The sequence below is a fragment of the Clostridium sp. AF34-13 genome (assembly GCF_003477845.1).
Taxonomy (GTDB): domain Bacteria; phylum Bacillota; class Clostridia; order Lachnospirales; family Lachnospiraceae; genus Butyribacter; species Butyribacter intestini.
On the sequence record NZ_QUEB01000005.1, the window covers coordinates 111,710 to 125,848 of the forward strand.

Annotated in this window: 8 protein-coding genes; 1 reads left to right on the top strand and 7 read right to left on the bottom strand. The window is 36.9% G+C overall.

Going from position 1 to position 14,139, the window contains the following annotated elements:
* Window position 1 precedes the first annotated feature (1 nt).
* The 5 genes from DWZ63_RS05865 to uvrA form a co-directional block, all read right to left on the bottom strand.
* Window positions 2–2,215: an SH3 domain-containing protein gene (locus DWZ63_RS05865; RefSeq protein ID WP_055944842.1), complete on the bottom strand. Its 2,214-nt coding sequence runs from the start codon at window positions 2,213–2,215 to the stop codon at window positions 2–4.
* Between the two features lie 129 nt (window positions 2,216–2,344).
* Complete coding sequence (hslO, locus tag DWZ63_RS05870; RefSeq protein ID WP_055944845.1) at window positions 2,345–3,223, bottom strand: Hsp33 family molecular chaperone HslO; 879 nt, start codon at window positions 3,221–3,223, stop codon at window positions 2,345–2,347.
* 243 nt (window positions 3,224–3,466) lie between these two features.
* Window positions 3,467–4,345 carry a class I SAM-dependent methyltransferase gene (locus tag DWZ63_RS05875; protein WP_055944849.1) on the bottom strand — a complete coding sequence of 293 codons (879 nt, stop codon included), beginning with the start codon at window positions 4,343–4,345 and terminating at the stop codon, window positions 3,467–3,469.
* A gap of 462 nt (window positions 4,346–4,807) precedes the next feature.
* The gene (gene yfbR, locus DWZ63_RS05880; RefSeq protein WP_055945642.1) at window positions 4,808–5,398 is read right to left on the bottom strand and encodes a 5'-deoxynucleotidase; all 591 of its coding nucleotides are present in this window, start codon (window positions 5,396–5,398) and stop codon (window positions 4,808–4,810) included.
* 83 nt (window positions 5,399–5,481) lie between these two features.
* On the bottom strand, window positions 5,482–8,325 hold the full coding sequence (gene uvrA / locus DWZ63_RS05885; protein ID WP_055944852.1) for an excinuclease ABC subunit UvrA: 2,844 nt from the start codon (window positions 8,323–8,325) through the stop codon (window positions 5,482–5,484).
* Between the two features lie 537 nt (window positions 8,326–8,862).
* On the opposite strand from uvrA, the gene DWZ63_RS05890 reads away from it, so the two are divergent.
* Entirely contained in the window at window positions 8,863–10,791 is a 1,929-nt protein-coding gene (locus tag DWZ63_RS05890) for a GGDEF domain-containing protein (RefSeq protein WP_055944854.1), read from the top strand.
* A gap of 170 nt (window positions 10,792–10,961) precedes the next feature.
* On the opposite strand, the gene DWZ63_RS05895 is transcribed toward DWZ63_RS05890, so the two are convergent.
* Entirely contained in the window at window positions 10,962–13,049 is a 2,088-nt protein-coding gene (locus DWZ63_RS05895) for a methyl-accepting chemotaxis protein (RefSeq protein ID WP_055944857.1), read from the bottom strand.
* Between the two features lie 111 nt (window positions 13,050–13,160).
* Window positions 13,161–14,069, bottom strand: coding sequence for an alpha/beta hydrolase (locus DWZ63_RS05900; protein WP_055944860.1), 909 nt, complete (start codon window positions 14,067–14,069; stop codon window positions 13,161–13,163).
* Between the last annotated feature and the right edge of the window lie 70 nt (window positions 14,070–14,139).

Below are 14,139 nucleotides of genomic sequence, written 5' to 3' on the forward strand. Positions count from 1 at the left end.
TCTATTTTCGTGTCACAACAATTTTGTATTTTCTTGTATTTCCGCTTTCAGATTTCACTTTTACATAGAAAGTATTTGTCCCGACTTCAAGGCTCTTTATTCCTGTGCCTGTCATCGTCGAATGTTTGCTTACCTTTGAAGCACATATCTTTACACTTGAAACACTGTTGTTCACCGTAAGTGTATATGTCTTTGTTCCGTTATCTCCAAGCACAAACTTACTGTCAAACGCATGATCTTTAATATAAAGCGTACTCAGATAATTGTTTGGATTCTTGCCACCGGACGGAACATCACATGCTTCCTCAGGCATATTATCATACACCGGTATTGAAAATACCATCGACATATTTTTGTCTATCACACCATAAGCCGCAACTGTTTTTGTCGCCTCATTGTTTGGTGCTTCTATATTTCCCATATACTGATGATTATACCTGTTTTTAGCTGTGACATTAAATTTTTCAAGGTACAGAGTATTCTGTCCCATATTTATATAATTTTTTCCTATATACTGTGCACCGCCGACTAATGACTTGTATCTGTTATTCCACGGGCGAAGATAGGTCTTTCCCGTTTTCGCCCATTTCAATCCGTTTGCCACTGCACCTCCGGCAACAACACTGTTATTTGCACCGATATTATAAAAATTGTATATTCCTTTATATCCGGATACAGTTCCAGATACCGAGCTGCTCATTTTATTCGCATTTATTACAACCTCCTGCTTCACTCGTGACGCAAGATGATAAGGACTTACCTTAGATTTTTTTGCAGCCGTCATAAATGTTTTTGAATATTTGACACTCACATTTTTGCCGCTGCTCTTATATGTATATTTTTTATTATACATAGGTGTATTTTTTAAGATATTTTCAACACCCGACTGTGTCTGACTTCCCCTCTGATACTCAAGACTCTCAAACTGGAAAATTCCTCTTTCATCAAGGAAATTTCGCGGATCCATATAATATTTTACCGCTTTTTTTGATGCCGTAACCCAGGTACTTCCATCGTATGGTATATACCTGTCCTTTGTCCAGTCATAAGCCTTTGCTTCTGTCGATTTCCACGCATATGACTTATTTATACTCAAAAGATTAAGCCCTACCTTTGACTCATTATTTATGACCGTAGACCATTTTAAACCGGTCTTATAAGGCTTAAACTCCCAACATGGATATTTCTCATGAAGTTTTACAAGTTCCGTTATATAATCATCCGGAAATCCTGCCTTTTTCAGATTTTTCTTAAATTCAGCATTAGTTTCAGGTGCAGCTGTCGGCTTTTCCGTCACTTTAGGTGCTGCCGTTGCATCAGGTTTCTTTGAAGGTTTAGCTGTCACTGTCGGTTTCTTTGTCACTGCAGGTTTTTTTGTTGCACTTGCACTTTTCCCTTTGATTATCTGAAAATATACATTGTCAGCCAAAATATACCCTGTATGTGTTATCTTTGCCGATATGAATTTCACCTTAAAATATCTTTTTGATGCGACCGTCCTTTCCCCTAAAATAACAAACTGGTCACCATTTTTTACAACTATTTCTCTGCCTGATGAATTGGTAATAACAATAGCCTTTCCCGGTGTTTTTAACATATTAAGATTTCTACTGCTCTTTGATATTCCCGGAAGTCCTGTCCCATATGAAACATTCACATTTTCTGCTGCTATATATCCCTTATAAGATGTTCCCTCATATACAAATAAAGCATAATACCATCTTTTCACTCCGGATTTTTTTTCAATGTATATTCTTACTTTTCTTTTTGAAGGAAGTGTGATTTTTTTGCCATCTTTTGTAAGATATTCCTTTTTTGCATTAAGATTTTTTCTTACATTTGTCTCAGAAGACACATATCCTACTATTGAAGTATATGTTTTACCTGTTTTAAATTTTAAATATTTTTTATTTACATAACCGTTGAGATTTCTACTGTTTTGCGTAAATTTAATATGATACCAGTCTCCATTTTTTTCAATAACGATAACCTTCTGTCCATTTGACAGCACAACTGATGTTCCGCCTGCCTGTAATTTAGCATAAGCTATCCCCGGTCCTTTTCGTACATTTAAATACCCGTTCACATTTACGACACCTATCGCATCTGCCTTAAGCTCTTTGTGACTCTTACCCAGATTCAAAAAAAGTAAAAAGCAAATAAATGTAACTGTAAAAAGTATATATTTTTTCTTTTTTAAAGGCTTTAAAGACATCTGAACATTATCTCCTTAATCTACGCTGTATATCTCTCAGTCGTTTCATGTATCTCATAATCATTATCTGCTTGATTATCACAATACTTTTAATATATTTTTTCTGCCTGTTTGCTTAATCTAAAACAGTTATTTTATAAACTCTTTCAACTGCTCCGTATCAAATTTATAATGTGAGCCGCAGAACTGACAATTAACTTCTACCGGCTTACCGTCATCTATCATTTCCTGCAGTTCTTTTTTTCCCAGACTTGCTATAACCTTTGATACCCGCTCGAACGAACAGTCACATTTATACTGCGTAGGTACAGTTTCAAGTATCTCCACATCCATTCCCTCAAGTACATAATTCAAAATATCCTCAGGAGTCATGCCCTTATCAAGCATCTCTGTAACAGAATGAACTTCGCCAAGTCTTGCCTCCAGCTTGTCAATAACCTCATCATCTGTGTCCGGCATAACCTGAATTATAAAACCTCCTGCCTGACGCACATGATTATCCTTATCCATAAGAACTCCAAGACCCACCGAAGACGGAACCTGCTCAGATGTTGCAAAATAATATGTCAGGTCTTCTGCTATCTCACCTGATACAAGATGTGTCTGTCCATTGTAAGGCTCTCTAAGACCTATATCTTTTATAACATTTAAAAATCCCGGTCCGAGTGCACCCGAAACATCAAGCTTTCCCTGTGCATTTGGAGGAAGTATAACATTCGGATTGTTTACATATCCCTTTACATCTGCGTTTGAGTCAGCCGTAACAGTTATGCCGCCGATAGGACCACCACATTCTATCTGAAGTGTGAGCACATCTTTTTCACCTTTCATCATACTTCCCATCATTGAAGCTGCCGTAAGAAGTCTGCCGATAGCCGCTGTTGCAACCGGGCTTGTGTTATGTATTTCCCTTGCTTTCTCAACAATATCCTTACTCGTAACCGCAAACGCTCTAAGCTGATGGTCTGCCGCTGTTGCCCTAACTATATAATCTTTATATTCACTCATTTTTAATCTCCGTTTCTGATGATATTTTTGAACTTTTTAATCAGTAGTATCCATTTATATTTATCTGTAACTGGTGAACAATAAAATGATATTTGTCAATACAATAAGCTTATTCATTGTATTATTAGTGTAACAGTTCAGCCTTTCATTTCTTACATTCATAAACCAGCCAGCAAGCTGTCAGTCGCTGCTTTGCAGCTTTTGTTTATTTCATGGCTGAACTGTTACTTATTAGTTCTCATTTTACGCTAAAATAGTCTTTTTTTCAGGTCGCTGTGCCACGAAATAAATCCTCTCGCTGTCCTCTTTCGCCGCATTTTCCGTGAAAGCGTCATAAACTTCAAGACATGAAAGCCCCGCCTTTTCAAGACAATCTCTTACAAACTTAATATCATATGCCCTCTGGTGATGAATTTCTTCCGACCTTTCAAAAAGGTCGTTCTCATCATCAACAAGACTATATATCGTAAGCAGATATTCATTGACGCCTGTATCCTTATGAAATTCATTTTCCCATATAAAACTTGCATCCTCTCTGTTCTCTGCAATCGTCCTGCTGCCAAGTATATTCTCATAAAAATGTCCCGTTTTCATGTCAAAAATAAAAATTCCTCCAAAATCAAGAAAAATCTTTACTTTTTTAAAAACCTTAAGCAGATCATTTTCATCCGTTATATAATTCATGCCGTCACAGACACACACCATAGCGGCGGCAGTACCGTAAAGGTCAAGTTCACGCATATCCTGATTTAAAAACAGTATCTCATTTTTACTCTCGCCTGTTTCCTGTCCCTGTGCGTTATACTCCATAGCATCCTTCAAACTATCAGACTTACTTTCACTTTCATATGGAATTTCATCAAAATCCTGACAGCAATACTTCTGCCTTGCAACCTCAAGCATCTCATATGACATATCGACACCTATCATATCATACCCGTCATCTGCAAGCAACTTTGTCATTGTACCTGTACCACAGGCAAGATCTGCCACTATTCCGTCTGTAACACCATATTTTATCAATAAACCATGAAGATAATCATGCCACTGTTCATAGGGAATGTTATCCATGAACTCATCATAGACATAGGCAAATTCTCCATATATCTCGTCCTGTTCCATAATATACCTCATTTTCTGTGTTTTTCATAGAGTTTTTCTTACTTAATCATTAATCAAACGGCATTTCTTTTCATATTCTTCCAAAAATCCCTGCCAATGACAGTTATTCCATCCAGTTCAATATCGGCACGATTTATCAGACCTATGTTACTTACAGATATTTTCATAATTCACTCCTATCCTATATTATGTACTCTCGGAATCTTCTGAACGAAGAATTTCGAGATGGATTTTTGATATACAATGACATTTTCGCAGTGCGTACACGGTGTGTACGACGAGAAAATGGAAACAGTATATCGGAAATGCAGCCGAAATGACTCGTTTTGAGAAGATACCGAGAGTACATTATTAGTTCACATAATCAGATATATTATAATTGACTCAAATATAATCGTCAATCACCTTTACTTTTCCTACCGCTTAGTATTCTACGCACTGGAAGTGTGGAAATACTCATTCTCAGTTCAACTCATCCAGCGTCTTTTCATACTCCGGCACAAACTCCTCACAGAATATCTCAGCTTCTTTGCACTCTAATTCTCTTATCGCCTTAAAAGTTGACTCTCTCGCATGATTAAACTCTCTGTTTCCTGTTTTTTCTTCCTCTATGCACTTGATAAGAGCCGATATTTTATCTGCCGCTTTTATAAGTCTCATAACTGATGCATCCTCTTTTGGCAAAAGATATTTTTCATACTCCAAAGCCATATCCTCAGGAAGTCTTGAAAGAAGATTTTTCGCCGCATTTACCTCAATCTCCTTATAGGCATCTTTTATTTCAGTGTTGTAATATTTAACTGGTGTCGGCATATCTCCGGTAATAATCTCCGTACAGTCATGATACATTGCAAGCAACGCTATATGCTCAATATCATAGTCCATACCGAGCCTGCAATTTCCTATAATGGCTAGAGCATGAGCAACCATCGCTGTTTCGAGAGAATGTTCACTGACATTCTCCCTAAGCGAATTACGCATCAATGCCCATCTTTCAATATATTTCATCCTCGACAGCATGGCAAAAAATGAGTTGTCATTTTTCTTATCCATAAGCATATCTCCTCTCCACTTTTTATCTCCCACTAAGCATTTGCAAAACCATCATAATCTGTCAGGTAAGCTGATATTCGCAATCACCTCTCAAGCATCTTCTTTATAAATGCCCCTGTATAAGACTTCTTGCTTTTTGCCACCTTTTCAGGTGTGCCCTTTGCTATGACTGTTCCACCTTTTGCTCCTCCCTCAGGACCTAAGTCAATTATATAATCTGCTGTTTTTATAACATCAAGATTATGCTCTATCACAATAACGGTATTGCCATTCTCTGTAAGTCTCCTCAATATGTCAACGAGTTTGTGCACATCTGCAAAATGAAGTCCTGTTGTCGGCTCATCAAGTACATATACCGTTTTTCCCGTACTTCTCCTGCTAAGTTCTGTGGCAAGTTTGATTCTTTGTGCTTCACCACCTGAAAGCGTTGTTGACGGCTGACCGAGTTTTATATATGAAAGTCCCACTTCATAAAGTGTTTCTATCTTTCTTCTGATAGTCGGTACTGCTTCAAAGAATGTGAGTGCTTCTTCCACTGTCATGTCCAGCACATCATATATGCTCTTGCCTTTATATTTTACATCGAGCGTTTCCCTGTTGTATCTCTTTCCGCCGCATACCTCGCAAGGAACATATACATCCGGCAGAAAGTTCATCTCTATCTTTATAATTCCATCACCGTGGCAGTTTTCACATCTTCCTCCCTTTACATTGAAGCTGAAACGGCCTTTTTTATATCCTTTCGCTTTTGCATCAGGTGTTGCGGCAAACAAATCTCTTATCATATCAAATACCCCTGTATAAGTTGCAGGATTTGAGCGTGGTGTTCTTCCTATCGGAGACTGGTCTATATTGATAACCTTGTCAAGCTGTTCAAGACCCTCAACACTATTGCAAAGTCCCGGTATAGTTCTCGCCCTATTCAACTGTTTTGCCATATACTTGTAAAGTATCTCATTTACAAGCGAACTTTTTCCCGAACCTGAAACTCCCGTAACACAGGTCATAACTCCCGTCGGAAACTCTACATTTATATTTTTGAGATTATTTTCTTTTGCACCTTTTACCTTTATCCAGCCTGTAGGCTCTTTTCTCACCTCAGGAACAGGTATCTTTTTTCTGCCGCTTAAATAATCACCTGTTATCGACTCCTTGCAAGCCATGATGTCTTTTGCCGTTCCAGTCGCAATCACTTTGCCGCCATGTGAACCGGCTCCAGGTCCTATGTCTACTATATAGTCAGCCGCAAGCATCGTATCTTCGTCATGTTCTACAACGATAAGTGTATTTCCGAGGTCTTTTAACTTCATCAACGCACCGAGCAGCTTATCATTGTCCCTCTGGTGAAGTCCTATGCTCGGCTCATCAAGTATATAGGCAACTCCTACAAGCCCCGAACCTATCTGCGTTGCAAGTCTGATACGCTGTGCTTCACCACCTGAAAGACTCGCCGTGTATCTTGAAAGTGAGAGATACTCAAGACCTACCTCAACGAGAAATCCAACTCTTGCTTTTATCTCTTTAAGTACAACCCTGCCTATATTTAACTGATTTTTTGTAAGTTCAAGGTTATCAAGGTAATTTTTAAGTTCTATTATTGAAAGTTCAGTTATCTGGGCGATATTTTTGTCCCCAACTGTTACTGCAAGTGCTTCCGGGCGGAGTCTTTTTCCTTTACAAGCCTTACAAGGTGTTATTCTCATAAAACTCTCATACTCTTTCTTGGTGCTCTCTGACGCTGTCTCCCTGTATCTTCTCTCGACATTTTTGATAATTCCCTCAAAAACAACATCATAGACACCAACGCCACGCTGACCTCTGTAGTGTACCTGTACACTCCTGCCATCCGTTCCGTGCATAAGCATATGCCTGATATTTTCAGGAAGGTCCTGATAAGGGGTATCAAGATCAAAACCATACTCCTTAGCAAGTGCATCAAGGACACATCTGGCATAGCTTGTCTTGTTTGTAACAGACTGCCATCCGTTTACGACAAGTGCCCCATCTGTGATACTCAACGAAGGATCAGGTATCATAAGTTCCTCGGCAAACTCCATCTTATAACCGATACCGTGGCATACCTCACACGCACCAAAAGGATTGTTAAAAGAGAATGTCCTCGGCTCTATCTCATCAATGCTCACACCACAGTCAGCACACGAAAAACTCTGGCTGAATCTAATCTGTTCTTTACCCGGAATATCTACTATAAGAAGCCCGTCAGAAAGTCTCATAACATTTTCAATAGAATCGGTAAGTCTCTTTTCTATTCCCTCTCTTACAACAAGCCTGTCAACCATTATCTCTATATCATGCTTTTTATTTTTCTCTAACTTTATATCCTCTGACAGTTCATAGATGTGACCGTCAACGACAACTCTTACATAACCGCTCTTTCTGGCACTTTCCAAAACTTTGATATGTTCACCCTTTCTACCTCTGACAACAGGTGCAAGGAGCTGTAATCTCGTGCCTTTTTCAAGCTTCATAATCTCATCACATATCTGGTCTACCGTCTGTCTCTTTATCTCTTTTCCACACTTAGGACAATGTGGTATTCCAACTCTCGCATAGAGAAGTCTGAAGTAATCATAAATCTCCGTAACAGTACCTACAGTCGAACGCGGATTTCTGTTTGTAGACTTCTGATCAATAGAAATAGCCGGCGGAAGTCCTTCTATCTTCTCGACATCAGGTTTTTCCATAAGCCCCAAAAACTGTCTGGCATAAGAAGACAGAGACTCCATATATCTTCTCTGTCCCTCCGCATAGATTGTATCAAATGCAAGAGATGACTTTCCCGAACCGCTAAGTCCCGTAAGAACCACAAACTCATCCCTTGGAATATCAATATCAATACCTTTAAGATTATGCTCAGATGCCTTTCTTATCTTTATATACTTCTTAACTTCCTCATGTTTTGCCATAAAAACCTCATTTCTAAATCATCTTATCAACATTGCAACATAAATATTTCTTTTATCTTAACACCAAATATTTATGTTTTCAAGCACATATGTTCGTTTCATTTTAACTGTTAAATAAAAACTCATATATTATTCGCTGCATCAAATCATCCACAGCGGTAACAGTTCAGCCTTTCATTTATTACATTCATAAAACTGCCAGCGAGCTGTCAGTCGCTGCTTTGCAGCTTATGTTTATCTCATATAATAAATGAAAGGCTATTCTACCATAAAAAGGTACTTAACAATACAATGAACAAGCTCATTGTATTGCCAATTATCTTTTTATGGCTGAACTGTTACCCACAACGAAAATAATTCCAAATATATTGTTGCAGTTCTTTCTTTTTTTTATTATAATAAAAGAATGTAAATCGGCAAATTATTTTTATATAACTGATATTATGATGTCATGGACAAAATGTGCTTTGTCCCAAAACGGACACCACGGATTGCTTCATTGCATCATATTATTTTATTTAGGAAAGGTCGTGAAAAATGTTAAGTATTAAAAATCGCATTATAGCTGTCTGTTGTGCTGCAATTGATTCAGACTCCATCAAATACTATATGAATTATTTTACTGAATATGCCAAAAAAAACAACTACAAAATACTATTTTTCCGTTCCTTTAGTGATTTGTACAGAGCAGCTTCACAGGGTAAACACGATATAGGTGAGAGTTGTATATTCAGCCTTATAAATTATAAACTCATAGATGCCATGATAATATTGCCGGAAACGATAAAATGTCCTGCCGTCCGTGATGATCTTATTCGTCACGCAAAACTTAATAATATACCGGTAATTTCAATAGACCACTATATTGAGGGCTGCTACAATATAAATTTTGATTATAAGACTGCACTTGAAAAAATATTATGTCATCTTATAGAAGATCACCATTATACCTGCATCAATTTTATTGCCGGTATAAAGGGAAACGCCTATTCAGATGAACGCATCGACATTTATAAAAAAGTTCTTAAAGAACATAATATTCCTATTGAGGAAGAACGTATAGGATATGGTGGATTTTGGAGTATTCCTACCAAAAAAGTCATAAAAGATTTTATAAACAGTGAGCTTCCGATGCCACAGGCAATAGCTTGTGCCAATGATACGATGGCTATCACGGCATACAATTCACTTATCAATGCAGGATATGACCTTCCACAGGAAATAGCCATTACCGGATTTGATGGTCTGATACAGGCTATCGAGCACTATCCTGCTATCACTACCGCACAGCATGATTATGAAAATGCAGTTATAAAAGCATTTGATATTTTAAATGATATTTTTAATCATAAGGAAGTTCCTGCCGCCAACTATATAAATTCCAATGTTATAATAGGCGGTTCATGCGGATGTCATTATGACAGCATTAAAAAATACAATAACCTTTCATATAACCTAAACAACAGGTATGACGCTCAGATTCAATTTAATAAAGACCAGATAAACATGACTGCCGACCTTAACGACAACACCTCATTTCAAGGTATGTTTGACAAACTAACACGGTATGCAAAAAATTTTTTCAGCCATCGTTTCTGGCTTTGCGTTGTTGATAATTTCCTGACAGAAGATGAAGAATTGTCCGACATTTTGGACGATAATGCATCACTTCATTTCGGATATTCAAATCATATGGATGTTGTATTATCAAAACACGATACCATATGGCAGGGAATGACTGACTTTGAAACTTCAAATCTTCTGCCAAATATTGAATCCGTGCTTGAAGAGGAAGATAATATACTATTTCTTCCATTGCATGTACTGGATCATACGATTGGATATGCGGCTTTAGTGTATGAACCTGACAAAATGAATATGGAACAGCTCTACCAGTTTCTTATGAATGTAAGTACTGCACTTGAAACCATGAAAGTACACCAGAGACAGCAAAATATTATATCCAGTCTTGAAAATAAATATATACATGATCCTCTTACCGGTCTTTTAAACAGACGCGGTTTTTATCAAAAAGTTTTGCCTGATTTTAACCGGTGCATAAATGAAGAAAAACATTTTATCGCAATCTCTGTTGATTTGAACGGATTAAAAAAGATAAATGACACATATGGTCATTCAGATGGTGATATTGCTATCTCTGCAATAGGAAACATACTTATAAATTCAAGCTTTCAGGATGAGACTTGTGCAAGATTTGGCGGTGATGAATTTGTCATGGCAGGTCCCCTCGCCGATGGTCTTGATGCCAATGATTTTTGGGATAAAATTCATCAAAATATCAATATTTATAATAAAATGCATAACCATCCTTATGATGTAAGTGCAAGTATCGGCATAATAACCGGGATTCCTACTCCGGAGATTTCACTTGATGACTTTATAAAAGCTGCTGACGAAGAAATGTATAAAGATAAAGTTCTTCACCATCAACTAAGAGAACAATAAATCTTGTCAGTATCTATCCTGCATCGTAACAGTCAGATATTGCATTTCTTATATTATGAAACCTGCTATCCATTGCAATGCAGCTTTTGTCTACTTCATCTTAGAATAAAATAACAATATGCCAAAAACTATCACGAACCAAAAGATTCTGAGAGTTTTTGGCATATTGCTTAAATACTGTTATTAACATATTCTCTTATTTCATTGTCGTCCTCCGGCATCTGGCATCCCACTATGAACACACCTTCATTCTCAGAGCACCTGATGACTTTACCTTCGAGAACATTATGCTTTGGAAGATCAAAATCTTCTATGGTTATCTTAATCTTTGCTCCTTTGTTTTCCTTAAAATAAGACTCTTTCGTGAGCAATGCAAAACCATTTGCACTTATATTGTCAAGTTGTCCATCAATCTCTTTTCCGGTCTCTTCAACAAATATCTTACACTTATTGCTTATATCCATACGAGGATACTTTCTGCGGTTCTTTATCTTCGGTCTTGATGTCACGAGTATCTCAAATAAATGTGAATTTTGTGAAGCTGACGAAACAACTTTCGCATCTTTCCATATATATAATACATTTCCAACCGTAATCTGCATCCTGCATAATCTATCCTTTGCCAAATCGCTATTTAATTTAGGAAGATTTACTTCTATCCTGTCGTCTTTCTGCTTTTCAACTTCACCATGATATACTTCTGCCGATGCACCATCCATCGTTATCTGGACTTTCATTCCCGGCATAATATCTTCAACTCCCATAAAACCACCAATACCAAGTTCACACATAAGAGCTTCAACTGTTTTTTCAATATCATTAATATTTGTCATGGACTCTTCATATTTACTAAGCATACGGCTGCTCATCTCGTTTGAATATGATATACATCCCGTCATATCGGAAACAATTCCGGATACACTATCCATGTTATCCACAAGCTGATGATTTGAGTTTTCAACCTCTTTCATTGCAATATCAATTTCCTGAATATGACTTTCAAGCTGTTTTGAATCATTATTTATCTTGCCAACATTTTTCCCGGTCTTTGTAACTTTCTTGTATGTTTCCTGAACAAGATTTATCGTCTCCTCCATAGAAGCCGTCATCTTGTCTGATGTTTCCTGAAGCCTTATAAGTGCATCCTCTATCATTCCTGATGATGACTGTGTTTCTGTACTTAATGAACTTATCTGCTGTGCAACTACTCCAAAACCTCTTCCTGCTTCACCTGCTCTTGCTGCTTCTATAGAAGCGTTTAATGCAAGCAATGTTGTCTGTTCAGTTATTTCTTCAATTTTGCCTGTTTCAGCCTTAACTCTTTCAAACTCTTCCCTGAAATTTTCAAGAATCTGTCCCATATCAGATGCCAGATCTGTCATAGCATGAGTAGTCTCCACAAGACTCTCAAGATCTGTCGAACTTGTCTTTGCGTGTTCTGTTGACTCTGCTGTCAGGCTGACCATCTGCTCTATCATTTCTGCCACGCGTTCTACCTGCGAACTTATGTCAGTTGTCATTTCCACCGATGAATCGGTTGTATTTTCAAGCTTTGTGTTATTATCTGTCAATGTAACCATTCCATCGGCAACAACACCTGCACTATGTGTATTTTCAACTGAAATCTCTCTTACAACGGAAACCCCGCTCATAATAGAGTTACTTGCCTTTTTAACTTTCTCTACAGTAGTTATAACTCGTTTAAGGTCAGCCTTTATACTGTTTGTCATTGCACCATCTGATTCGTTAAGATGATGTATCGACATGACATAACATATATAACAAAGCACTGTAGCTGAAAATTCAAGCTGGTAATTTTTCATATCTGCTGCCGAATTGTAACCACCCATTACATGATATACAGAACTTATAATGATTATTATAGAATTGACAATTCCACAATATATCATAAATTTACGGTTCTTATACAATACCAAAAGACTTGTCACCGGCAATACATATGTAAATGCTATAGGTGACTCAGTCGTACTTATGACAAAAGTATAAAAAATCCCATATCCGACAACAAGGTCATATTTATACAAATCCGTTTCCCAGCCTTTTTTTCTAAGCAATATCTCGCCAGCTATTATCGGAATCCAGCAAAGTGCCAGAAATACAAAATAATATGATGCGGTATTTAATCCTTTAGATACATCCGAACCATAATTTGCTGAAAGAAGTATCGCAAAAACAAACCATATACGCCTTGCTTTTCTGTTTGCTTTTTCTTTAAATTCATTTTCATTATAATCCATAACAGCTTTACCTCCGTATATTATAACTGTTCGGATAATTGCAAAATCAATGTTAAATTTTATTCACTCTATAAGAACAACAAATAATTAGTTTTCAATTTTATCCTCAAACTATACAATGATTCGTGCAAAATAATCCGACATTCTTTTCATCGTTTCATAACTTTCCGCCAAATCAGGTTCAAAAACACTGAATGCGTGTGTTAGTTTTTTATCTTTTTTAAAATATAACAATTCACTTTTTGTATTTACCGGTTTCAGTGCTTTATAAAAATTGAGTGTATATTTTCTAAGATTGTCACCTCTGCTTGATACAAGAAAACATGGCGGCAAGGCTTTAAGCAGCTCTTTATTTTCCGGATTTACATACTTAGCAAATGCACTCTTTTTATAATCTTTTCCATAAAGATATTTCGGAAGAAACAATCCTAATTTATCAAATTTATTTGTATAAAACATTCCACTTATAAGTCCCATTGCCTTTATGTCTATTTGAGCCGGTTTTACTTTTGCCCCATTTGCCATACCGGCACATTTCATCATCGCAGCAGTGTATGTGAGCAGACACGCCCCTCCACTGTCTCCTGCTGCAAATATCCTTTCTGCATCTCCATTATAATTTGAAAGATTATCGTTTATAAAATCTAATGCTCTTGACAAATCTTCACACTGGTCATAAAACATACAGTCAGGCACAAGTCTGTATTCCACACTGAATACAATATATCCGAGTTTACACAGTTTGGCACAAAAATATCTGTTAAACTCCTTATTTCCAAGAATAAGTCCACCTCCATGTACATTTATTATGACTGGAAGCTTTCTATGCTCCTGCTCCGGTGTTATAATTTTAGACTTGTAGACATCAAGATGGTGTGCTTTTAATCCATCTTTAAGATATGGAATATCTCTGATTTCTTCAACATCATCCGGAAATTTAAGCCTTTTGTCTCTTTCTTTTTGTTCTTCTAAGAAGTCTGCTCTTTGCTTATAAAATACATTTGCAATAGTCTGACCCATTTTTTCCTCATTTCCTTTTTTAATTATGTAAATATAAAACTTTTATGTATATTATTAAGAGGGTGTCACT

Excerpts from the sequence above, each read along its gene's own strand:
- uvrA (WP_055944852.1), bottom strand. The coding sequence starts at position 8,325 with ATGGCAAAACATGAGGAAGTTAAGAAGTATATAAAGATAAGAAAGGCA.
- DWZ63_RS05900 (WP_055944860.1), bottom strand. The coding sequence starts at position 14,069 with ATGGGTCAGACTATTGCAAATGTATTTTATAAGCAAAGAGCAGACTTC.
- DWZ63_RS05875 (WP_055944849.1), bottom strand. The coding sequence starts at position 4,345 with ATGGAACAGGACGAGATATATGGAGAATTTGCCTATGTCTATGATGAG.
- hslO (WP_055944845.1), bottom strand. The coding sequence starts at position 3,223 with ATGAGTGAATATAAAGATTATATAGTTAGGGCAACAGCGGCAGACCAT.
- DWZ63_RS05895 (WP_055944857.1), bottom strand. The coding sequence starts at position 13,049 with ATGGATTATAATGAAAATGAATTTAAAGAAAAAGCAAACAGAAAAGCA.
- DWZ63_RS05865 (WP_055944842.1), bottom strand. The coding sequence starts at position 2,215 with ATGTCTTTAAAGCCTTTAAAAAAGAAAAAATATATACTTTTTACAGTT.
- yfbR (WP_055945642.1), bottom strand. The coding sequence starts at position 5,398 with ATGGATAAGAAAAATGACAACTCATTTTTTGCCATGCTGTCGAGGATG.
- DWZ63_RS05890 (WP_055944854.1), top strand. The coding sequence starts at position 8,863 with ATGTTAAGTATTAAAAATCGCATTATAGCTGTCTGTTGTGCTGCAATT.